Raw genomic sequence first — 20,963 nt, 5'->3', positions numbered from 1 at the left:
CAAACAAAAGAATCCCGCGCCGCCACGACTGGCGCGGCACAGGGAGAAAGCCTTCTAGTCGGGATCGACGCCGAGCACGCCGAACTCGATCGGCGTCTTCACGTAGAACAGCTGGACCTGGGCAGCTCGCAGGCGTTCGAAGAAGCGCTCGGCTTCCTCGGCGCTGACGACCATGGTCACCTCCTGGGGCTGATCGGCCAGCTCACAGAAGTGCGCGGCGTGGATGCGCCCGCTGCGGCCGAAGCCTTCGCTGGCGGAGACCAGCGTGGCGCCGCGAATCTTCTGCCGGCGCGCTTCCTCGAGCAGCCACTGGGCCAGCGGCAGGCCGGCGTGGCGGCGATCCTGCTGGGTGAAAAAGGTCAATTGAAAGCCGTTCATCCGGGTGCTCCTGTCGCTCACTTGCCCATCAGCCAGTTGCCGGTGAGCAGCCCGAGCAACGTCATCAGCAGCGAACCGCTCACATGCAGGGCGATCGCCCCCATCGCCCAGACCAAGCGCCCTTCCTGCAACAGGCTGACGATTTCCACCGAGAAGGTGGAGAAGGTCGTCAGCCCCCCGCAGAAGCCGGTAATGATGAATAACCGCCATTCTGGCGCGATTCCCGGCGCGCTGGCGAAGTAGGCGACGGCCGCACCGATGATGTAGCCACCGACCAGGTTGGCGGTCAGGGTGCCGGGGGGAATCGAGGGCAGCAGGCTGTTCAGCTTGAGGCCGAGGAACCAGCGCAACAGCGCGCCGAGCGCGGCGCCTATGGCAATGGCGAGAATGGGTTTGCACATGATCCTGTCCTTCCAGGGAGCTTCGGACAGGCCGCAGGCGAGCGCCTACGCGCCTTTCCAGGTGTATGCGTAGGCATCATCAGCCACGGGGGCGGTTTAAGGAGGAATGCCATCTCCTGGCGGCGAATCTTGGCACAAAGGCCTGCCGGGATGAAGCCTCGGCGCTTGGGCGCCCGCATTCTCGACCGGCAAAGAAAAGCCCCGCCGAAGCGGGGCTTTTCCACAGCCAGGGGCCGGGTGGCTTACATCATGCCGCCCATGCCGCCCATGCCGCCCATGTCCGGCATGGCCGGAGCGGCTTTGTCGTCGGCCACTTCAGCAACCATGGCTTCGGTGGTGACCATCAGGCCGCCGATGGAGGCAGCGGCTTGCAGCGCCGAACGGGTGACTTTGGCCGGATCGAGGATACCCATCTCGATCATGTCGCCGTAGACGCCAGTGGCAGCGTTGTAGCCGAAGTTGCCGGCACCTTGCTTGACCTTGTCGACTACGACGCTCGGCTCGTCACCGGAGTTGGCGACGATCTGGCGCAGCGGCGCTTCGACAGCGCGACGCAGCAGGGCGATACCGACGTTCTGGTCTTCGTTGTCGCCCTTCAGGCCTTCGATGGCCTGCAGAGCACGAACCAGGGCGACACCGCCGCCAGGAACCACGCCTTCTTCCACAGCAGCGCGGGTAGCGTGCAGGGCGTCTTCAACGCGGGCTTTCTTCTCTTTCATCTCGACTTCGGTGGCAGCGCCAACCTTGATCACGGCAACACCGCCGGCCAGCTTGGCCAGGCGCTCTTGCAGCTTCTCACGGTCGTAGTCGGAGGAAGTCTCTTCGACCTGCTTGCGGATCTGCAGGACGCGAGCTTCGATGTCGGCTTGAGCGCCAGCGCCATCGATGATGGTGGTGTTTTCTTTGCTCAGAACCACGCGCTTGGCGTTACCCAGGTGCTCCAGGGTGGCGCCTTCCAGGCTCAGGCCGACTTCTTCGGAGATCACGGTGCCGCCGGTCAGGATGGCGATGTCCTGCAGCATGGCCTTGCGGCGGTCGCCGAAGCCCGGAGCCTTGACGGCCGCGACCTTGACGATGCCACGCATGTTGTTGACCACCAGAGTGGCCAGGGCTTCGCCTTCGACGTCTTCAGCGACGATCAGCAGCGGGCGACCGGCCTTGGCGACAGCTTCCAGCACCGGCAGCATTTCGCGGATGTTGGAGATTTTCTTGTCGACCAGCAGCAGCAGCGGGCCGTCGAGTTCGGCGACCATGGTGTCCGGCTTGTTGATGAAGTAGGGCGACAGGTAGCCACGGTCGAACTGCATGCCTTCTACGACGGACAGTTCGTTTTCCAGGCCCGAGCCTTCTTCAACGGTGATCACGCCTTCTTTACCGACCTTGTCCATGGCTTCGGCAATGATGTTGCCGATGGATTCGTCGGAGTTGGCGGAGATGGTGCCGACCTGGGCGATGGCCTTGGTGTCGGCGCACGGCTTGGCCTGGGCCTTGAGCTGGGCGACGATGGCCACGGTGGCCTTGTCGATGCCGCGCTTCAGGTCCATCGGGTTCATGCCGGCAGCGACGGCCTTCAGGCCTTCGTTGACGATGGCCTGAGCCAGAACGGTAGCGGTGGTGGTGCCGTCACCGGCAGCGTCGTTGGCCTTGGAGGCCACGTCTTTCACCAGTTGCGCGCCCATGTTCTCGAACTTGTCTTTGAGTTCGATTTCCTTGGCGACGGAAACGCCGTCCTTGGTGATGGTCGGAGCACCGAAGCTCTTGTCCAGGATGACGTTACGGCCTTTCGGGCCGAGGGTGGCCTTGACGGCATCGGCCAGCACGTTCACGCCGACCAGCATTTTCTTACGAGCGGAATCGCCGAACTTAACTTCTTTGGCAGCCATGTTCTCTTTCCTCTAAATCGAATGCGATGAAAACGGGAAGGGGCGGACGGATCAGTCTTCCAGGACGGCGAGGATCTCGGACTCGCCCATCACCAGCAGCTCTTCGCCATCGACTTTGATGGCGTTGCTGCCCGAATACGGACCGAATACCACCTTGTCACCCACTTTCACTGCCAGAGCGCGAACTTCGCCGTTGTCCAGCACGCGGCCGGTGCCGACAGCGACTACTTCGCCACGGTTCGGCTTCTCGGCTGCGGAACCCGGCAGCACGATGCCGCCTGCGGTCTTGGTTTCTTCCTCGCTGCGACGGATAACGACGCGGTCATGCAGAGGACGAAGCTTCATAGTCGTAACTCTCCCAAACAGTGGTTTCCAACGGCCGGATCAATGTCCGGCAAGTTTTGTTGAATCCGGCTTCGCCGGTTTGCGGCTCGACGGGCGAGCCGCGTAAGACAGCCTGTCCAAGCGACAGGGACCTTGCGGTGCCTGCTACATAAGGTCGCCCCAGGGCATTTCAAGGCCGTGACGAAAAAAATTTCAGCGCAGGCGATCGCTGTCGCGCCGCTCGTACTCGCCCTCGATCACGTTCGGCCCTTGCGGACCGCGGCTCTGGGCCTGCGGATCGTCGGCGAAGGCGCGCTGGCGCAGTGCCTGCTCCTGGATACGCCGCCGCACGCCGCTGAGCAGCAGACGGCGGGTGAAGGGGATCAGGCAGAGGATGCCGAGGATGTCACTGATGAAGCCGGGCAGCATCAGCAGACCGCCACCGACGGCGATCAGCAGGCCTTCGAGCATCTCTTGCTCGGGCAGTTCGCCACGCGCCAGGCGTTCACGGGCGCGCCAGGCGGTGGCGACACCGGCCACGCGCAACAGGGCCGCGCCGATGAAGGCGCTGGCGATGATCAGGAACAGGGTCCAGCCGACCCCGATGATGCTGCCGACCTTGATCAGCAAGGCCAGTTCGATCAACGGGAAGAGCAGCAGGAGGAACAGGGAAACACGCATTATCGGGGTCCTTGGCGGGGCGTCAGCCCGGATATTTCCTTAGGTGGCGCCAGCGCCGGACGATTTCAAGCCTGGATCACCTCGGTTCCCGGCCAGGCTTGGGCGCGGGCGAGCAGGACCAGGGCCTGACGGACCTCGCCAGGGTTGCCGCAGGGCGCCGGGAAGGGCAACCAGTGCAGAGTCGCGCCGACGCGCAGGTGGAAACCTTCTGTATCGATTCCGGCCAGTTCGGGCGCATCGCCCGCTGCCAGGCCGGCCAGCGCCAGATAATGCGCAATGGCCTCGGCATGGTCGCTGTTCATGTGCGCGACCATCCCCGCCTCCACCTCGCCGGCGAAGGGATTGTCCAGCGTCACGCTGTCGGCGCCCAGCCAGTGGATATCGCCGAAACCGCCGATATAGCGCCATTGCACCGGCTGCAGAACCCAGAAATCGAAATCGTGGGCCTTGTGGTAGTCACGCGAGGCTGGGAAATAACGGTAGTAGCGCGTCGCCGCGGCATCGATCTCGGCGACATCGACCAGTTGCTGCGCCTCGGCCAGCAGCGTCAGGCGTCCGGCGGCCTGGACGTCGTCGGCATTGCGCTCGCCGATCAGCAACGAGCACTTGGCGTCGGCCTGCAGGTTATGGGTGTGCTGGGCGATCCGGCTGATCAGGATCAGCGGCCGACCGAGCGCGTCCAGGCAGTAGGGGACCACTGATCCGAAAGGGAAGCCCGGCCATTTCTTCGACTGGGTAGAGAGCACACCGCGGTATTCCTTGAGCAGCATTTCTCGGGCATGCTTGGCAGCTTTCACGCTCACCTTATGACTCCTCGTTGAGAATCCGTCGCAAACGGACGGGCACTGTTCATCTGTTCACAGTCGCCGGCGAGGCTATTCACCAGAACTGCTCGTAGGGGTTTCAAGATGCAACTGCAAGACAAGGTCATCATCATCACCGGTGGCGGCCAGGGCCTGGGCCGCGCGATGGGCGAGTTCCTCGCCGCCAAGGGCGCGAAGCTGGCGCTGGTCGACCTCAACCAGGAACGGCTGGATGACGCGGTGAGCGCCTGCAAGGCCGCCGGTGGCGATGCCCGTGCCTATCTGTGCAACGTAGCGAACGAAGAACAGGTTACCCACATGGTGGCCCAGGTCGCCAGCGACTTCGGCGCTATCAATGGCCTGGTGAACAATGCCGGTATCCTTCGCGACGGCCTGACCATCAAGGTCAAGGATGGCCAGATGACCAAGATGAGCCTGGCGCAATGGCAGTCGGTGATCGACGTCAACCTGACCGGCGTGTTCCTCTGCACCCGCGAAGTGGCGGCGAAGATGATCGAACTGGGCAACCAGGGCGCGATCATCAACATCTCCTCGATCTCGCGCGCCGGCAACATGGGCCAGGCCAACTATTCCGCGGCCAAGGCCGGGGTCGCCGCCGACACCGTGGTCTGGGCCAAGGAACTGGCGCGCTACGGCATTCGCGTGGCAGGCGTGGCCCCCGGCTTCATCGAGACCGAAATGGTCGCCAGCATGAAACCGGAAGCCCTGGAAAAGATGACCTCCGGCATTCCGCTCAAGCGCCTCGGCCGTCCGGACGAGATCGCCCACTCGGTGGCCTACATCCTCGAGAACGATTACTACACCGGCCGCGTGCTGGAACTGGACGGCGGTCTGCGCCTGTAAGGCTCGGCCCCAGCCATGAAAAAGCCCCGCCCTGCGCGGGGCTTTTTTATGGGGCAGGCCAGGCTAGCTTCCGCCAAGCGCCGGAACGAACGCCGGGATGCTTGAGGCGCTTGCCGACGATGCGCCAGCCGATATGCTTGCCGCACACCTCAGTCCCGCCGGAGCCCTCCATGTGCCAGCGTCCCTCTCCATCTGCGCCCAGCGCCCCGGATCGGCAAAGCCAGCAGATGCGGCGCGAGGCGATCTACCTGGCGCTGTCCCAGGTGCCGCAAGGCTTCGTCGTGAGCTATGGCGAGCTGGCCGCCCTGGCCGGACTCGGGCGCGCCGCGCGTCTGGTCGGACGCATTCTCGGCCAGTTGCCGGAAGATTCGCGTCTACCCTGGCACCGGGTGATCGCCGCCGGTGGACGCATCAGCCTGCCGCTGGGCAGTCCGAGTGGCGACGAGCAACGGGCACGCCTGCGCGCCGAGGGCGTGCGAATCCACAACGACCGGGTGGACATACGTCGGCACGGCTGGCTTAGCAACCAGCTCTCCTAGTAGAGTTCGCGATAATTTTTTGCGTGCTGGAAACCAATCCATGACAGAGCATTCCTGGCGAGAGGCGTTGGTTGCCTACAAATCTCCCGCCAGTCTCGCGCTTTTGCTGCTCGGCTTCGCTGCCGGACTGCCGACGATGCTGGTTTTCACCACGCTCTCGGTATGGCTGCGAGAGGCCGGCGTGGCGCGCGAGACCATTGGTTTCGCCAGCTGGCTTGGCTTGGTGTATGCCTTCAAATGGGTCTGGTCGCCGATGCTCGACCAATGGCGCCTGCCATTGATCGGCAAGCTGGGACGCCGCCGCTCCTGGCTGGTCTTCTCCCAGACGCTGATCGCCATCGGCCTGCTCGGCATGGCCCTGTGCAACCCGCAGCAACACCTGCCCTGGCTGATCGGCCTGGCCCTGGTGGTGGCCTTCGCCTCGGCCACCCAGGACATCGCCATCGATGCCTACCGCCTGGAAATCGCCGAGGACACGCGCCAGGCCGCCCTCGCCGCCTGCTACATGACCGGCTACCGGGCGGCAGTGCTGCTGGCCAGCGCGGGTGCGCTGTTCTTCGCCGAGTGGTTCGGTTCCAGTGCCATTCACTACAGCCAGAGCGCCTGGGGCCTGACCTATGCACTCTTCTCCCTGCTCATCCTGCCCGGCCTGCTCACCAGCCTGCTGATGCGCGAGCCGCCGGTGAACGTGCAAGCGCAGCCCATCGGCGGCTCGACCTTCGCCTTCAATCACCAGTTGCTCTCGGTGCTGCAACTGCTGGTGCTGCTGATCTCCCTGCCGGCCATGCTCACCGCGCTGACCAACTCCGCCTGGCCGCGCGCGGCGCTTTACGCCATCTTCATCGCCATGTGCCTGACCCCGCGCGGGCGCAAGCAAATCCGTCCGGTCCGCGAACTGCTGTCGAAGGTCCGCCGACCCCTGCTGCTGGCGGTGCACGGCAAGGGGGTGCCGCAGTTCGACTTCGTGCACCAGGCGGTTTCGGTGATAGTGCTGATCATCCTGCTGGTCACCGGCACCGCCATGACCAATTCCTTCCATGCCGGAAAACTGTGGCTGGGCAGCCTCTACCTGCTGATCGCGCTGAGTTGCGTTTCCGCGCCGGGCCGCCTGCTCATGGCCCCGGTGCTGACGCCCATCACCGAATTCGTGCGGCGCTATCGCTGGCAGGCATTGCTGCTGCTGGGACTGATCTCCACCTATCGCCTTTCGGACACCGTGATGGGCGTGATGGCCGGGGTGTTCTACATCGACATGGGCTTCTCCAAGGACGTGATCGCCACCGTCAGCAAGCTGTTCGGCGTGATCATGACGCTGCTCGGTGCCGCCGCGGGAGGCTTGCTGATCGCCCGCTTCAGCATCCTGCCGATTCTCTTCCTCGGTGGCGCGGCCTCGGCGGCGACCAACCTGCTGTTCTCCATGCTCGCGCACATGGGCCCGATCAGTGATCCGAGCATCGCCGGGCAGGACGTCTTCACCCTGCTCAAGGAGCTGGAGCCGCATGTCAGCATGTTCGTGCTGACCATCATGCTCGACAATTTCAGTGGCGGCCTGGCCGCCTCGGCCTTCGTCGCCTACCTGTCGAGCCTGACCAACCTGAAGTTCTCCGCCACCCAGTACGCCATGCTCAGCTCCACCATGCTGCTGCTGCCGCGCTTCATCGGCGGCTACTCCGGCAGCATGGTCGAGAGCATGGGCTACGAGCAGTTCTTCTTCTTTACCGCCATCCTCGGTATTCCCACCTTGCTGCTGATCGGCTGGCTCTGGCTGCGCCGCAACAACGGCATGCCCAACGGCGCCTCGACGGTTGCCGACGAGGTGCCGGCGGTGCAGGGCAGCGCGGAGCGCAGCTGAGCGCAAGGCCGATGCAAAAAGGCCGGCTTTGCGCCGGCCTTTGTCTGGGCGAGTCGATTCAGTCCGCTTCGACCAGTTCGCCCTTGACCACTTTCACCACCCGCTGCGGGAAGGGAATGCCGATGCCACGCTGGGCCAGGGCATCGCGCGCCTTCTCGTTGAACAGGAAGAGCACGTCCCAGTAGTCGGCGTTCTTCACCCAGACCCGCAGGGACAGGGTAATCGCGCTTTCGCCCAGTTTGCTGACCACCGCCACCGGCGCCGGATCGTGCATCACGCGCGGGTCCGCGGCCAGCGCCAGCAGCACATCGCGGGCCTGCTGCAGGTCGGCCTCGTAGTCGACGCCGACATCGAAGACCACCTTGCGCATCGGTTCGCTGGAGCAGTTGGTGATGGTGCCGTTGGAAAGGCTGCCGTTGGGCACGACCACCCGCTTGTTGTCACCGGTACGCAACACCGTGTGGAAGATCAGGATGCTGTCCACGGTGCCTGCCACGCCTTGTGCCTCGATCCAGTCGCCGACCTTGAACGGACGGAACAGCAGGATCAGCACGCCGCCGGCGAAGTTCGACAGGCTGCCCTGCAGCGCCAGGCCGATGGCCAGGCCGGCGGCACCGATGGCGGCGACGAAGCTGGTGGTCTGGATGCCGATCATCGAGGCCACGCTGATCACCAGCATGCCCTTGAGGGCGATGTTCACCAGGCTGCCGACGAAGCTCTGCAGCGTCTTGTCCACATGCCGGTTGGAGAGCACACCGCCCACCCGGCGAGTCAGGGTATTGATCAGCCACCAACCGACGAGAAGCGTGAGCAGCGCCAGCACGATGTTGCCCAGGTAGCTCAGTACCACTGGCGTCCAGGCTTCCGCGCTCTTCACGATCTGGTCGTAATTCATATCCATGGATCATGTCCCCCTTGATTTGCCATTGCAGAAACGCAACCGCCATGGCGAACCATGGCGGTGAACAGTCGCCGGGCGACTCACTACTGCGACGTCGGCCGGCCGATGAGGTTCCACGTTCGACTCAGTCGCGGAAGTTGTTGAATTGCAGCGGCATGCCCAGCGACTCGCCACGCAGCAAGGCGATGGCCTCCTGCAGATCGTCGCGCTTCTTGCCGGTGACCCGCACCTGCTCGCCCTGGATGGCGGCCTGGACCTTCATCTTGCGGTCCTTGATCAGGCCGACGATTTTCTTCGCCAGTTCCTTGTCGATGCCTTCGCGGAAGTTCACTTCCTGCTTGACCACCTTGCCCGAGGCGTAGGCATCCTTGATCTCCATGCACTGGCTGTCGATCTTGCGCTTGATCAGGCTGCCGCGCAGGATGTCGAGCATCTGTTCCAGCATGAATTCGGCTTCGGCAGTCAGGGTGACCGACTTGTCCTTGGGCTCGAAGCTGCACTTGCCCTTGAGGTCGAAGCGGCGGTCGAGTTCCTTGGCAGCGTTGTCCAGGGCGTTGGTCAATTCGTGTTTGTCCAGTTCGGACACCACGTCGAACGAGGGCATGTCATCTCTCCTGATGGACGGCGCGACCGGGTTCACAGTCGGGAGCGCGCCTGGCTTGACGGTAAAAATGCGCGCTCATTATAACTGAGCTACAAACACGCGCCCGGCCAAGAACCGGCGTCACTTCCTCCCCTTCCGAGCACCCTGCCCCATGCCAACCAACCATCTGAGCATCCTGGTGGTCGATGACGCGAAATTCTCCAGCGCCATGATCGGTCGCGCCCTGAGCCAGGCCGGCTACCAGAACGTGCGCTTCGCCAGCAGCGCCAGCGAAGCCCTGCAATTGCTCGAAGCGGAACCGGTGAGCGTGCTCCTCGCCGATTGGTTGATGCCCGAGATGGACGGCCTGGAACTGACGGCACGGGTGCGTCAGCTCGACGAGAGCGGCGACCACTACACCTACGTCATCCTGCTCACCGGCAAGGAAGGCGACAACGTCCTCGCCGAAGCCTTCGACCGCGGTGTCGATGACTTCGTCAGCAAAGCGACCATGAACGAGCAATTGGTGCCACGGGTGCTGGCCGCCGATCGCCTGTGCAACACCCTGCAACGGCTGCTGGTCGAGAATCGCCTGCTCACCCAGAACATCACCAGCCTGGAAGAACGCAACCTGGTGGACAGCGCCACCGGCCTGGGCAACCTGCGCTACCTGCGGCAGAAGCTGGGTGACAGCATCCGCCAGGTGGAGTCGCGAGGCGGTGCGGTGTGCTATCTGCTGATCGGCATCCCCGAGTTGCTCGACCCCCACCGGCAGCGCATTCCGGTCCTGCAGCAGGAATTGCTGCACGGCATCGGCCGGCGCTTGCAGCAACTGGTGCGCCCACTCGACGTACTGGCGCGCATCGACGACCAGCACTTCGGCCTCATCACCCTGCTCAGCGACCTCCAGGAGTGCTCGCCAAGCAGCTTCCGGCGCCTGCACGAAGGGCTCAATCTCAAGGCCTTCAAGACCAGCGAAGGCTTCATCACCCTCAAGGCGGGGATCGGCCTGGTCGGCCTCGACAGCCATTCGCTGCCGCTGCAGGTCGACGAGGTGCTGGCCCAGGCAGCCTTGCTGTTGCCGGACGCCTACGCCAGCGGGCGGATCAATGCCAGTCGCCTGACCGGGGTGCGCTAGACTTCGCGGTAAGCCCACCTTCAGCGAAGTCTTCAGCCATGACCTGGTACATCCTCGGCGCCGGCAGCCTCGGCTGCCTCTGGGCCACCCGCCTGGCCCGCGCGGGCCAGCCGGTGCAACTCTTGCTGCGTGATCGCCAGCGCCTCAACGCCTATCGCGAGCGCGGCGGCATCACGCTCAGCGAGGACGGCCGGGACAGCCTCTACCCGCTTGTCGCGGAAACTGTCGGCCACGCTGGCGCGCCTATCCAGCGCCTGCTCCTGGCATGCAAGGCCTATGACGCCGAAGAAGCCGCCGCCAGCGTGGCCGCCCGCCTGCTCCCCGGCGCCGAAATCATCCTGCTGCAGAATGGCCTGGGCAGTCAGCAGGCGGTCGCCGCGCACCTGCCGCGCGCGCGCTGCCTGTACGCATCGAGCACCGAAGGTGCATTCCGCGACGGCGATTTCCGCGTGGTCTTCGCCGGTCGCGGGCACACCTGGATCGGCGACGAGCGCCAGGGACCCGCACCCGCCTGGCTGGCGACCCTGAACGATGCCGGGATTCCGCTGGACTGGAGCGACGATATCCTCGAACGCCTATGGCGCAAGCTCGGATTGAACTGCGCGATCAACCCGCTGACCGTGCTCTATCAATGCCGCAATGGCGAACTCGCCGGACATGCCGAGGAAGTCGCCGGCCTCTGCGACGAACTCGGCCAGTTGCTCCACGCTCGCGGCCACACCGACGCCGCCCGCGAACTGCAAAGCGAGGTGGAACGGGTCATCGCCGCCACCGCGAAGAACTACTCGTCGATGTACCAGGATGTCGCGCACGGGCGGCGCACGGAAATCGCCTACCTGCTCGGCCACGCCTGTGCCGAAGGCCGGCGCCTCGGCCTCGGCTTGCCGCGCCTGAACGCCCTGCACGAACGCCTGCGCGGCCTGTTGCGCCAGCGCGGATTGCCGGAGGCCTGAGCGGCGGGCTAACCTGCCCGCCCTGCTTTCGCACATCGATCCGTCTATGCCGTCTTTCATCAACCTGCGCCAGCGCCTGGAAAACCTGCCGGTCGGGCAGAAAATCCTCGCTGCCCTGCTGGTCCTGCTGGCCACGGTGCTGCTGGTGGCCAACCTGGCCTTCATCAGCGCCGCCTACTGGATTTCCCAGGACAGCGTGGCGCCGCAGGCGCTGCAGACCATCGGCCGACTGATCGCCAACCCGGCCTTGAGCGAGCCGGCGCTGAGTTCGCCGGAACAGGCCAGCGCCCTGCTCGAACAGCTCGAGGACTACCAGCCGTTGCGCGCCGCCGCGCTCTACGACAGCAACGGTACGCGCATCGCCCAGGTTCCGCGTGAAAGCGCCATGTCGCTGCCGACCCACCTGGAGCAGTTGGAGCGCTGGCGGGAGCACGAATACCGCCTCAACGCCCTCTTCGAATTGCCCCAGCCCGGCGGGCGCAGCGGCTACCTGCTGCTGGTCGCCAGCAGCGAACTGCCCGGCGCCTTCTACACCGGCACCCTCAGCGCCAGCCTGGTGATCCTGGCGGTCAGCGTGCTGCTCTGGCTGCTCATCGCCCAACAGATCCGCCGTCTGATCACCCGGCCGATCCGCAACCTGGAAGAGCTGTCACGCCAGGTCACCCGCGAGGAGAACTACTCGCTGCGCGCCGAACGCGGCAATGCCGACGAGATCGGTCGCCTCTCCGATGCCTTCAACACCATGCTGACGCGCATCGAGGCGCGCGAACAGCAGCTCAAGCGGGCCCGTGACGATGCCCAGGAAGCCGTCGAGCAGGCCCAGGGGCTGGCCGAGGAAACCCGGCGCTCGAACCGCAAACTGGAGCTGGAAGTCCAGGTGCGCAGCAAGATCGAGAAGAAGCTCACCGGCTTCCAGAACTACCTCAACAGCATCATCGACTCGATGCCCTCGGCGCTGATCGCGGTGGACGAACAGCTCTACGTTACCCAGTGGAACCAGGAGGCCAGCCAGCTCTCCGGCACCAGCCTGGACGACGCGGTGAACCAGCCGGTATTCCTCGCCTTCCCCTCGCTCAAGCCCTATCTCCTGCAACTGACCCGCGCCGCCGAGCAGCACAAGGTGGAGCGGGTCGAGCGGGTGACCTGGGCGCTGACCGATTCGCCACGCCACTACGCGCTGACCTTCTACCCGCTGATGGGCGGCACCGGGCGCGGCGCGGTGATCCGTATCGACGACATCACCGACCGCCTGGGCATGGAAGAACTGATGGTGCAGTCGGAAAAGATGCTCTCGGTGGGCGGCCTGGCCGCGGGCATGGCGCATGAGATCAACAACCCGCTGGGCGCCATCCTGCACAACGTGCAGAACATTCGCCGGCGCCTCTCGCCCGAGCTGCCGAAGAACCTGGAAACCGCCGCCGAGGTCGGTATCAGCCTGGATGACCTCAACCACTACCTGGACGCACGGGAAATCCCCAAGCTGATGGATGGCATCCAGTACGCCGGCTCGCGCGCCGCCAAGATCGTCACCCACATGCTCTCCTTCAGCCGCCGCAGCCATCGGCAGATGGCACTCTGCGAGCTACCGGCGCTGCTCGAACAGGCCGTGGAGATCGCCGGCAATGACTTCGACCTCACCGGCGGTTTCGACTTCAAGTCGCTGCAGATCATCCAGGAGTTCGACCCCAACCTGGGCCCGGTTCCGGTGATCGCCAACGAGGTCGAACAGGTCCTGCTCAACCTGCTGAAGAACGCCGCCCAGGCCATTCACCAGCGCGACGACGAAGAGGAAGGCGAACAGGGCCGCATCATCCTGCGCACCCGCCTCAATCCGCCCTGGGCGGAAATCCAGGTGGAGGACAACGGCAGCGGCATGCCGGAAAACGTGCGCAAACGCATCTTCGAGCCCTTCTTCACCACCAAGGAAGTCGGCCAGGGCACCGGCCTGGGGCTGTCCGTCTCGTATTTCATCATCACCAACAACCACAAGGGGCAGATGGAGGTGCAGTCTGAACTCGGCCAAGGCACCTGCTTCACCCTGCGCCTGCCGCTCGGCGACGAGCTGCAACCGCTGCCAGCGCAGCCACCGGCGCCAATGGACAAGGAGCTATGAGCCATGGGCTATCGGCTTTCGAAGATCTACACGCGCACCGGCGACGCCGGTGAGACCGGCCTGGCCGACGGTCGGCGGGTGTCCAAGCACCATCCCCGCATCGAAGCCATCGGCTGCGTCGACGAATTGAACAGCCAGCTTGGCCTGCTGCTGGCGGATCTGCAGGAGGCGCGAACGGCGGCGCTGGATCAGTTGCTGCAGGTACTGACGCCGATCCAGCACCGCCTGTTCGACCTCGGTGGCGAACTGGCGATGCCGGAGTACCGCGCCCTTGACGATGCCGAGGTGGAGCGCCTGGAACAGGCCATCGATGCCTGGAACGACGAGCTGGAACCGCTAAAGGAGTTCATCCTTCCCGGCGGCTCCCGGTTGGTCGCGCAGGTTCACGTGTGCCGCAGCCTGGCACGCAAGGCGGAACGTCGCTGCCAGCAATTGAATGACGTCGAACCGCTGGGCGGCAGCGCAATGCGCTACCTGAACCGTCTTTCCGACCTGCTGTTCGTCGCCGCGCGCATCGCCGCCAAGCGCCAGGGGGTCAAGGAAGTCCTGTGGAAGGCGGCGGCAAAGCCGACCTGATGGCCGGCCCCGGCACAAGCGCGGCGTGGGCGTCCGGCCCATGCGCGCGAATCCTCGCTAGCCCACGCCTGCGCTAGCGGGGGACATCCGCGATCGGGGCGATCGCGGACTGCGGATCGGCACTAACCTTCCAACGCCGGCCAGAACGCACGAATCCCGGCCACGCCCTGGGCACCGATCTGCCAGGCGCGCTCGACATCCTGCGGCCCGAGGCCGCCGAGCAGGAACACCGGCTGGTTGAAAGCGGCGATCATCTGCTCGGCCGCCGCCCAACCGAGGGCCGCCTCACCGGGATGACTCTCGGTCGGCAGGACCGGCGACAGGGTGACGAAATCCACCCCCATGGCGCTGGCCAGGGCCAATTCCTCGGCGCTGTGGCAAGACGCCGCCAGCAGGCGCTCGCTGGGGAACGGGCGGCCGTTGGCGGCGTATTTGCGCAACTGCGCGGCCGTCAGGTGCCAGCCAGCCGACGGGAAGTCGCCCAGCCACTCCAGCGGTCCCTTGAGCATCAACTGCGCCTTGCCGGCGCACAGGCCCACGGCGTCCACCGCCATATCGCGGTATTCCGGGCTGAACATGTTCGGCGCGCGCAGCTGGATCATGCGAATGCCGGCGCCCACCGCGGCGCGGATTCCCTGCAACAGCGCCTGCGGCTCCAGGCCCTCCGGGGTGATCAGGTAGCGCTCGGGCAAGCGCGCGGCATGCACGATGGGCGCATTGGCGGCGGGAAACTCATAGTCGGGCAGATCGCGCGGGGCGACCCAGGCCAGCGGCTGGCCTTCGGCGCCATGCGGCTCGCCGGAGAACGCGGAGACCTCCCAGACATCCAGCAGCACCTGCTTGTCCGGATAATCGTGGGCCACGCGGATCAACGGCCGCGCCCGCTCGACACGGATGCCAAGCTCCTCTTCCAGTTCACGGGCCAGCGCCACCTGCACCGGCTCGCCCTCCTCCACCTTGCCACCGGGAAACTCCCAGAGCCCTCCCTGGTGCTTGTCGTCCGGGCGGCGGGCGATCAGTACCCGGCCATCGGCGCCACGGATCACGGCGGCGGCGACATGTACTCGTTTCACAGCTGAAGCTCCTCTTGCACCCCGGCAGTCCAGGCGACTACCGGGCAGGCGATTGCGGTTCACGGCTGGGTGCCGTCAGGAGGCGAAGTTTACGCCCTGCATCGCCATCTGACTCGCGACCTTGGTTTATCCGGCAGGCCCGGCTCAGGCCTTTTCCGCGCGGGCGGCCTGCAGCCAGGGCTGGAACAAATGCCACTGGTAGATGGTGTCGACATAGGCCTTGGCCAGGGGAGGCAGCTCCACCGCATAGCTACGGAATCGCGTGGCGACCGGCGCATAGAAGGCGTCGGCGATGCTCGCGTGGCCGAACAGGAACGGGCCGTCCTGACCGAAACGCTGGCGGCAGAGTGTCCACAGCTCGACGATGCGGGCGATGTCCGCCTCGACCTCGGCCGGCACCCGGGCCAGTGGCTGCTGGCGCTGCAAGTCCATGGGCATGTTCGCGCGCAATGCGGCGAAGCCGCTGTGCATCTCCGCGCAGACCGAACGAGCCAGCGCCCTCGCCGCTTCGCCACGCGGCCACATATAGGCTTCGGGGAACTGCTCGGCAAGGTATTCGGCAATGGCCAGGGAATCCCAGATCGGCCCGTCCTCGCACTTGAGCAACGGCACCTTGCCGCTGGGCGAGTGCTCGCGAATCCGCCGCGCGGTATCGGCACCGCCGAGGGGGATCAGGATTTCTTCGAATTCAGCGCCGCTGAGACACATGGCCAGCCAGCCACGCAGCGACCAGGAAGAGGTGTTCTTGCTGCCAATTACCAGGGTCAGGGACATCTGTGCCGCTCCTCATCCGCTCGAACAAAGGGAATCAGGCGACCATACGGGCTCGGCGGCGGTAAAACAAATTCCCGGTTTTCATGCAGGGATGAAAACCGGGAATCCGTGGTATCTCGGCGGCCCTCGCCGATTCCGGCGAGGCCGTCGATGAACGCGACAGTCTCGATCAGGTGCGGTATTCAGCGTTGATCTTGACGTACTCGTGGGAGAGGTCGGTGGTCCAGATGGTCTCGCTGCAATCGCCGCGGCCCAGCTCGATACGGATGGTGATCTCGGCCTGGGCCATGACCCGCGCGCCCTGGTCCTCGGTGTAGCTGGCGGCGCGGCAGCCACGGCTGGCGATGCACACCTCGTCGAGGAACACGTCGATCTTGCTCACATCCAGGTTGGGCACGCCGGCATAGCCGACGGCGGCGAGGATGCGGCCCCAGTTGGGGTCGGACGCGAACAGCGCAGTCTTGATCAGCGGCGAGTGAGCCACGGCATAGCCGACATCCAGGCACTCCTGGTGGGTCGCGCCGCCGTTGACCCGCACGGTAACGAACTTGGTGGCGCCTTCGCCGTCGCGGACGATGGCCTGGGCCAGTTCCATGGACACTTCCAGGACCGCTTGCTTGAGCGCGCTGAACAGCGGACCGCTGGCCTGGGTGATTTCCGGCAACGCGGCCTGGCCGGTGGCAATCAGAGTGCAGCTGTCGTTGGTCGACGTATCGCCATCGATGGTGATGCGGTTGAACGACTTGTTCGCCGCATCGCGCAGCAGGTCCTGCAGCACGCCCTGGGCGACCTTGGCGTCAGTGGCGATGTAGCCGAGCATGGTCGCCATGTTCGGCTTGATCATGCCGGCGCCCTTGCTGATGCCGGTGACGGTGATGGTCACGCCATCCTGTACGAACTGGCGGCTGGCACCCTTGGGCTGGGTATCGGTGGTCATGATGCCGGCGGCGGCCTCGGCCCAGTTGTCCGCACCGAGGTTGGCCAGCGCGGCCGGCAGCGCGGCCTCGATCTTGGCCACCGGCAGCGGCTCGCCGATCACCCCGGTGGAATACGGCAGCACCGCGCTCTCATCGACTCCGGCCAGCTCCGCCAGCTTGGCGCAGACCGCCGAGGCGGCGACCAGACCCGGCTCGCCGGTGCCGGCGTTGGCATTGCCGGTGTTGGTGACCAGGTAACGGATCGGGCCAAGGAAGCGTTTCTTGCACAGCAGCACCGGCGCCGCACAGAAGGCGTTGGTGGTGAACACCCCGGCGACCGTGGAGCCTTCGGCGCATCGCATCACCACAACGTCCTTGCGACCGGGGCGCTTGATGCCGGCGGAAGCGATACCGAGTTCGAAACCGGGAACCGGGTGCAGGGTGGGGATCGGGCCGAGACCGACAGCCATGGGACGTGCTCCTTACAGACAGGGGGGATCGTATGAGTAAAACGCCGCGAGCGGCTGGGCCGGTCGCGGCGTCGGTATCAGGGACAGGTAATCAGTTCACCTGCCCGTGGCAATGCTTGTATTTCTTGCCGGAACCGCAGGGGCACGGCTCGTTGCGGCCGATCTTCGGCTCGCTGCGTACAGGCTCCAGCGGCACGACCTGGGCGGATTCCTGCTCGTCCTGCGGCTCTTCCTCGGCCGCCGCGACGGCCTGCTCGATGGACGGCGCATCGGCGTGCTGGAACTGCATGCGCTTGGCCATCTCCTCGGCTTCGCGGCGCAGGCGCGCCTCTTCTTCGGCCGGGTCCTCGCGGCGTACCTGGACGAAGGACAGCACGCGGATGGTGTCGCGCTTGATGGAGTCCAGCAGCTCCTGGAACAGGGCGAAGGATTCGCGCTTGTACTCCTGCTTCGGGTTCTTCTGCGCGTAACCGCGCAGGTGGATGCCGTGGCGCAGGTGGTCCATGGTCGACAGGTGGTCTTTCCACAGGTCGTCCAGCACCCGCAGCAGCATCTGCTTCTCGAAGGTGCGCAGGGCCTCGACACCGGCCATGTCTTCCTTCTCGTGGTAGGCGGCGACCAGTTCGGCGAGGATCTTCTCGCGCAGGGTCTCTTCGTAGAGTTTCTCGTCCTCGTCGAGCCACTGCTGAACCGGCAGCTTCAGGGCGAAATCGCTGTACAGCGCGGCTTCCAGGCCGGCGATATCCCACTGCTCCGGCAGCGACTGCGGCGGAATGTGCTGGCTGATGGTGGCGCTGAGCACTTCCTCGCGGAACTCGGCGATGGTGTCGCCGATATTGTCCGCCGCCAGCAGGCTGTTGCGCATGTGGTAGATCACCTTGCGCTGCTCGTTGGCCACGTCGTCGTATTCGAGCAATTGCTTGCGGATGTCGAAGTTACGGCCTTCGACCTTGCGCTGCGCCTTCTCGATGGCGTTGCTCACCATGCGGTGCTCGATCGCCTCGCCCGGCTGCATGCCCAGGGCTTTCATGAAGTTCTTCACCCGGTCGGAGGCGAAGATGCGCATCAGGTTGTCTTCCAGCGACAGGTAGAAGCGGCTGGAGCCCGGGTCGCCCTGGCGGCCGGCACGGCCCCGCAACTGGTTGTCGATACGGCGCGACTCGTGACGTTCGGAAGCGATCACATGCAGACCGCCCGCCTCGATCACCTGCTGGTGACGCTTCTGCCAATCGGCCTTGATCTGCGCGATCTGCTCGTCGGAGGGGTTCTCCAGGCGAGCGATCTCGGCTTCCCAGTTGCCGCCCAGGAGGATGTCGGTACCACGGCCGGCCATGTTGGTGGCGATGGTCACGGCGCCCGGCGCACCGGCCTGGGCGATGATCTCGGCTTCCTTCTCGTGGTACTTGGCGTTGAGCACCTTGTGCTCGATGCCGGCCTGCTGCAGCAATTGCGAGACGTATTCGGAGGTCTCGATCGAGGCGGTACCGACCAGGATCGGACGGCCCAGCGCCTGGCTCTGCTGGATGTCGGTGATGATGGCCGCGTACTTCTCTTCCTGGGTCAGGTAGACCAGGTCATTGAAGTCCTTCCGGGCGATCTCGCGGTGAGTCGGAATCACCACGACGTCGAGACCGTAGATCTGGCGGAACTCGAAAGCCTCGGTATCGGCGGTACCGGTCATGCCGGACAGCTTGTTGTAGAGACGGAAGTAGTTCTGGAAGGTGGTCGAGGCCAGGGTCTGGCTTTCCGCCTGGATCGGCAGGTTTTCCTTTGCCTCGATGGCCTGGTGCAGGCCCTCGGAGAGTCGACGGCCCGGCATGGTACGGCCGGTATGCTCGTCGATCAGCATGACCTGATCGCCCTGGACGATGTACTCGACGTTGCGGTGGAACAGCGTGTGGGCGCGCAGGGCTGCGTAGACGTGGGTCAGCAGACTGAGGTTGTGCGCCGAATACAGGCTTTCGCCCTCGCCGAGCAGGCCGGCCTGGCTCAGCAGCTCCTCGACGTACTGGTGGCCCTGCTCGTTGAGTTCCACCTGACGGGTCTTCTCGTCGATGCTGTAGTGGCCCTGCTGGGTCACCTGGCCTTCGACTTCCTCGATATGGCGTTTCAGGCGCGGGATCAGCTTGTTGATCTTGATGTACAGCTCGGAGCTGTCTTCGGCCTGGCCGGAAATGATCAGCGGCGTCCGCGCCTCGTCGATGAGGATGGAGTCCACTTCGTCGACCACGGCGAAGTTCAGCTCACGCTGGAACTTGTCCTCCATGCTGAAGGCCATGTTGTCGCGCAGGTAGTCGAAACCGAATTCGTTGTTGGTGCCGTAGGTGATGTCGGCGGCGTAGGCGGCACGCTTCTCTTCCGGCGGCTGGAACGGAGTGACCACGCCGACGGAAAGGCCGAGGAACTCATACAGCGGACGCATCCAGTTGGCGTCGCGGCGGGCCAGGTAGTCGTTCACCGTGACCACGTGCACGCCCTTGCCGGACAAGGCGTTCAAATAGACGGCCAGGGTACCCACCAGGGTCTTGCCCTCACCGGTACGCATCTCGGCGATCTTGCCCTCGTGCAGGGTCATACCGCCAATCAGCTGTACGTCGAAGTGGCGCATGCCCATGACCCGCTTGCCCGCCTCACGCGCGACGGCGAAGGCCTCGGGAAGAATCTGGTCGAGACTCTCTCCCTTGGCCAGGCGAGCCTTGAACTCCTCGGTCTTGGCCTTCAGTTGCTCATCGGAAAGCGCCACCATTTGTGGCTCGAGCGCATTGATAGCCTGGACCTGCTTGGCCATGCGCTTCACTTCACGCTCGTTCTTGCTTCCAAAGAGTTTTTTCAACAAAGGCGCAAACATATCGACTGGGTCATCCGAACTTGGGGATTGGAGGGCTGCCCGACTGGCTGGCCGCGCTATGTGTAACGGCGGCAAAGGGGGCATTCTACTCGGAAATGTGGACGAAAGAAGTGCCGAAGTCATATCCGGGAACTTCGCTCCGCCCCGCTTGCCATTCAGGGACTCGGGAGGACTGGCAGTCCGCTACCTGTATATGGTGGTGCGGGAAAAAACTTCAAGCCTGTCAGTGGCAAGCGTCATCCTGCAGCGTCCTGCCGGCAGCATTCTGCTAACATCGGCACTCATCATTCCGGGATAAACACCATGGCGTTCCGCCCGCTGCCCGCCCAGGCCACCCAGAAGCTGCTGCGCGAGGCCAAGCCCCTGCAGACGCTGTTCCAGGAAGCCCAGCGCCTGGGGCAGTTGCAGCAACTACTGGACAGCCAATTGCAACCCGCCGCCCGCCCGCACTGCCGGGTCGCCTCCTGGCGCGCCGGCAGCCTGCTGCTCGTGGTCAACGACGCCCACTGGGCCACTCGCCTGCGTTATCAGCAGCGGCGCTTGCTGCGACAACTCCAGGCGTTCGACGAATTCGCCGGGCTGGAACGCATACATTTCAAGGTCCAGCCTCAGGTGGAACGCCGCCCCCCTGAGCGCAACACGCGCCTGTCCAGCGCGGCCGCCGAGACCATTCAGGAAGCGGCGGAAGGCATCAGCAACCCGCTGTTGAAAGCCGCGCTCGAACGTTTGGCCAGCCGTAGCCGGAAATCGGATTAATCCTCCCGCTCCCCCCCTCAATGCATCCACCTGAACCGACCGCCCGGACCGGCAAAGCCGGCACGCCCGGCGTCCGGACACGGGAATAAAAAAAGGCCACCCGAAGGTGGCCTTTGAAGATGAAGCTTGAAAGGAG

At 64.8% G+C, this 20,963-nt stretch carries 20 protein-coding genes and 1 riboswitch; of the genes, 8 read left to right on the top strand and 12 right to left on the bottom strand.

Going from position 1 to position 20,963, the window contains the following annotated elements; translation table 11 throughout:
- Window positions 1–54 precede the first annotated feature (54 nt).
- The 6 genes from BLQ74_RS20545 to BLQ74_RS20520 form a co-directional block, all read right to left on the bottom strand.
- Complete coding sequence (locus tag BLQ74_RS20545; protein ID WP_090265737.1) at window positions 55–378, bottom strand: DUF190 domain-containing protein; 324 nt, start codon at window positions 376–378, stop codon at window positions 55–57.
- 17 nt (window positions 379–395) lie between these two features.
- The gene (gene crcB / locus BLQ74_RS20540; protein WP_090265734.1) at window positions 396–779 is read right to left on the bottom strand and encodes a fluoride efflux transporter CrcB; all 384 of its coding nucleotides are present in this window, start codon (window positions 777–779) and stop codon (window positions 396–398) included.
- Between the two features lie 63 nt (window positions 780–842).
- Window positions 843–905: riboswitch (Fluoride riboswitch) on the bottom strand.
- A 116-nt stretch (window positions 906–1,021) separates the two neighbouring features.
- A complete protein-coding gene (gene groL, locus BLQ74_RS20535) occupies window positions 1,022–2,662 on the bottom strand; it encodes a chaperonin GroEL (protein WP_090265732.1) in 1,641 nt (546 codons plus the stop codon).
- 51 nt (window positions 2,663–2,713) lie between these two features.
- A complete protein-coding gene (locus BLQ74_RS20530; protein ID WP_003094064.1) occupies window positions 2,714–3,007 on the bottom strand; it encodes a co-chaperone GroES in 294 nt (97 codons plus the stop codon).
- Between the two features lie 192 nt (window positions 3,008–3,199).
- The gene (locus BLQ74_RS20525) at window positions 3,200–3,667 is read right to left on the bottom strand and encodes an FxsA family protein (RefSeq protein ID WP_090265729.1); all 468 of its coding nucleotides are present in this window, start codon (window positions 3,665–3,667) and stop codon (window positions 3,200–3,202) included.
- Window positions 3,668–3,732: 65 nt separating this feature from the next.
- On the bottom strand, window positions 3,733–4,470 hold the full coding sequence (locus BLQ74_RS20520) for a HugZ family pyridoxamine 5'-phosphate oxidase (protein ID WP_090265726.1): 738 nt from the start codon (window positions 4,468–4,470) through the stop codon (window positions 3,733–3,735).
- Between the two features lie 105 nt (window positions 4,471–4,575).
- Here BLQ74_RS20520 and BLQ74_RS20515 point away from each other — a divergent pair, with 105 nt between their 5' ends.
- From BLQ74_RS20515 to ampG, 3 genes are all read left to right on the top strand, one after another.
- On the top strand, window positions 4,576–5,334 hold the full coding sequence (locus BLQ74_RS20515; protein ID WP_090265723.1) for an SDR family oxidoreductase: 759 nt from the start codon (window positions 4,576–4,578) through the stop codon (window positions 5,332–5,334).
- Window positions 5,335–5,504: 170 nt separating this feature from the next.
- Window positions 5,505–5,873 carry an MGMT family protein gene (locus tag BLQ74_RS20510; RefSeq protein WP_090265719.1) on the top strand — a complete coding sequence of 123 codons (369 nt, stop codon included), beginning with the start codon at window positions 5,505–5,507 and terminating at the stop codon, window positions 5,871–5,873.
- Window positions 5,874–5,913: 40 nt separating this feature from the next.
- The gene (gene ampG / locus BLQ74_RS20505) at window positions 5,914–7,725 is read left to right on the top strand and encodes an MFS transporter AmpG (RefSeq protein WP_090265716.1); all 1,812 of its coding nucleotides are present in this window, start codon (window positions 5,914–5,916) and stop codon (window positions 7,723–7,725) included.
- A gap of 58 nt (window positions 7,726–7,783) precedes the next feature.
- Here ampG and BLQ74_RS20500 read toward each other — a convergent pair whose 3' ends face one another.
- Window positions 7,784–8,626 carry a mechanosensitive ion channel family protein gene (locus BLQ74_RS20500; RefSeq protein ID WP_090265715.1) on the bottom strand — a complete coding sequence of 281 codons (843 nt, stop codon included), beginning with the start codon at window positions 8,624–8,626 and terminating at the stop codon, window positions 7,784–7,786.
- Between the two features lie 124 nt (window positions 8,627–8,750).
- Window positions 8,751–9,230 carry a YajQ family cyclic di-GMP-binding protein gene (locus BLQ74_RS20495; RefSeq protein ID WP_090265714.1) on the bottom strand — a complete coding sequence of 160 codons (480 nt, stop codon included), beginning with the start codon at window positions 9,228–9,230 and terminating at the stop codon, window positions 8,751–8,753.
- Between the two features lie 151 nt (window positions 9,231–9,381).
- Between BLQ74_RS20495 and BLQ74_RS20490 the strand changes: the two genes are divergently transcribed.
- The 4 genes from BLQ74_RS20490 to BLQ74_RS20475 are packed head-to-tail and all read left to right on the top strand — an operon-like array spanning window position 9,382 to window position 13,989.
- Window positions 9,382–10,347, top strand: a complete 966-nt coding sequence (locus tag BLQ74_RS20490; protein WP_090265713.1) for a response regulator — start codon at window positions 9,382–9,384, stop codon at window positions 10,345–10,347.
- Window positions 10,348–10,385: 38 nt separating this feature from the next.
- Complete coding sequence (locus BLQ74_RS20485; RefSeq protein ID WP_090265712.1) at window positions 10,386–11,300, top strand: putative 2-dehydropantoate 2-reductase; 915 nt, start codon at window positions 10,386–10,388, stop codon at window positions 11,298–11,300.
- 58 nt (window positions 11,301–11,358) lie between these two features.
- Entirely contained in the window at window positions 11,359–13,413 is a 2,055-nt protein-coding gene (locus tag BLQ74_RS20480; RefSeq protein ID WP_090266017.1) for a sensor histidine kinase, read from the top strand.
- Window positions 13,414–13,416: 3 nt separating this feature from the next.
- Window positions 13,417–13,989: a cob(I)yrinic acid a,c-diamide adenosyltransferase gene (locus BLQ74_RS20475; RefSeq protein WP_090265711.1), complete on the top strand. Its 573-nt coding sequence runs from the start codon at window positions 13,417–13,419 to the stop codon at window positions 13,987–13,989.
- A 122-nt stretch (window positions 13,990–14,111) separates the two neighbouring features.
- Here the strand turns inward: BLQ74_RS20475 and BLQ74_RS20470 are convergent, their stop codons facing one another.
- From BLQ74_RS20470 to secA, 4 genes are all read right to left on the bottom strand, one after another.
- On the bottom strand, window positions 14,112–15,062 hold the full coding sequence (locus BLQ74_RS20470) for a Nudix family hydrolase (RefSeq protein WP_090265710.1): 951 nt from the start codon (window positions 15,060–15,062) through the stop codon (window positions 14,112–14,114).
- 144 nt (window positions 15,063–15,206) lie between these two features.
- Window positions 15,207–15,836, bottom strand: coding sequence for a glutathione S-transferase family protein (locus BLQ74_RS20465; RefSeq protein WP_090265709.1), 630 nt, complete (start codon window positions 15,834–15,836; stop codon window positions 15,207–15,209).
- A gap of 169 nt (window positions 15,837–16,005) precedes the next feature.
- A complete protein-coding gene (gene argJ / locus BLQ74_RS20460; RefSeq protein ID WP_090265707.1) occupies window positions 16,006–17,223 on the bottom strand; it encodes a bifunctional glutamate N-acetyltransferase/amino-acid acetyltransferase ArgJ in 1,218 nt (405 codons plus the stop codon).
- A 91-nt stretch (window positions 17,224–17,314) separates the two neighbouring features.
- Window positions 17,315–20,071: a preprotein translocase subunit SecA gene (gene secA, locus BLQ74_RS20455; protein ID WP_090265704.1), complete on the bottom strand. Its 2,757-nt coding sequence runs from the start codon at window positions 20,069–20,071 to the stop codon at window positions 17,315–17,317.
- A gap of 303 nt (window positions 20,072–20,374) precedes the next feature.
- On the opposite strand from secA, the gene BLQ74_RS20450 reads away from it, so the two are divergent.
- A complete protein-coding gene (locus tag BLQ74_RS20450) occupies window positions 20,375–20,827 on the top strand; it encodes a DciA family protein (protein WP_090265701.1) in 453 nt (150 codons plus the stop codon).
- Window positions 20,828–20,963 lie beyond the last annotated feature (136 nt).

It is taken from the genome of Pseudomonas panipatensis, assembly GCF_900099785.1.
GTDB classification, from domain to species: Bacteria; Pseudomonadota; Gammaproteobacteria; order Pseudomonadales; family Pseudomonadaceae; genus Pseudomonas; species Pseudomonas panipatensis.
This window is presented reverse-complemented; position numbering and strand designations above follow the sequence as displayed.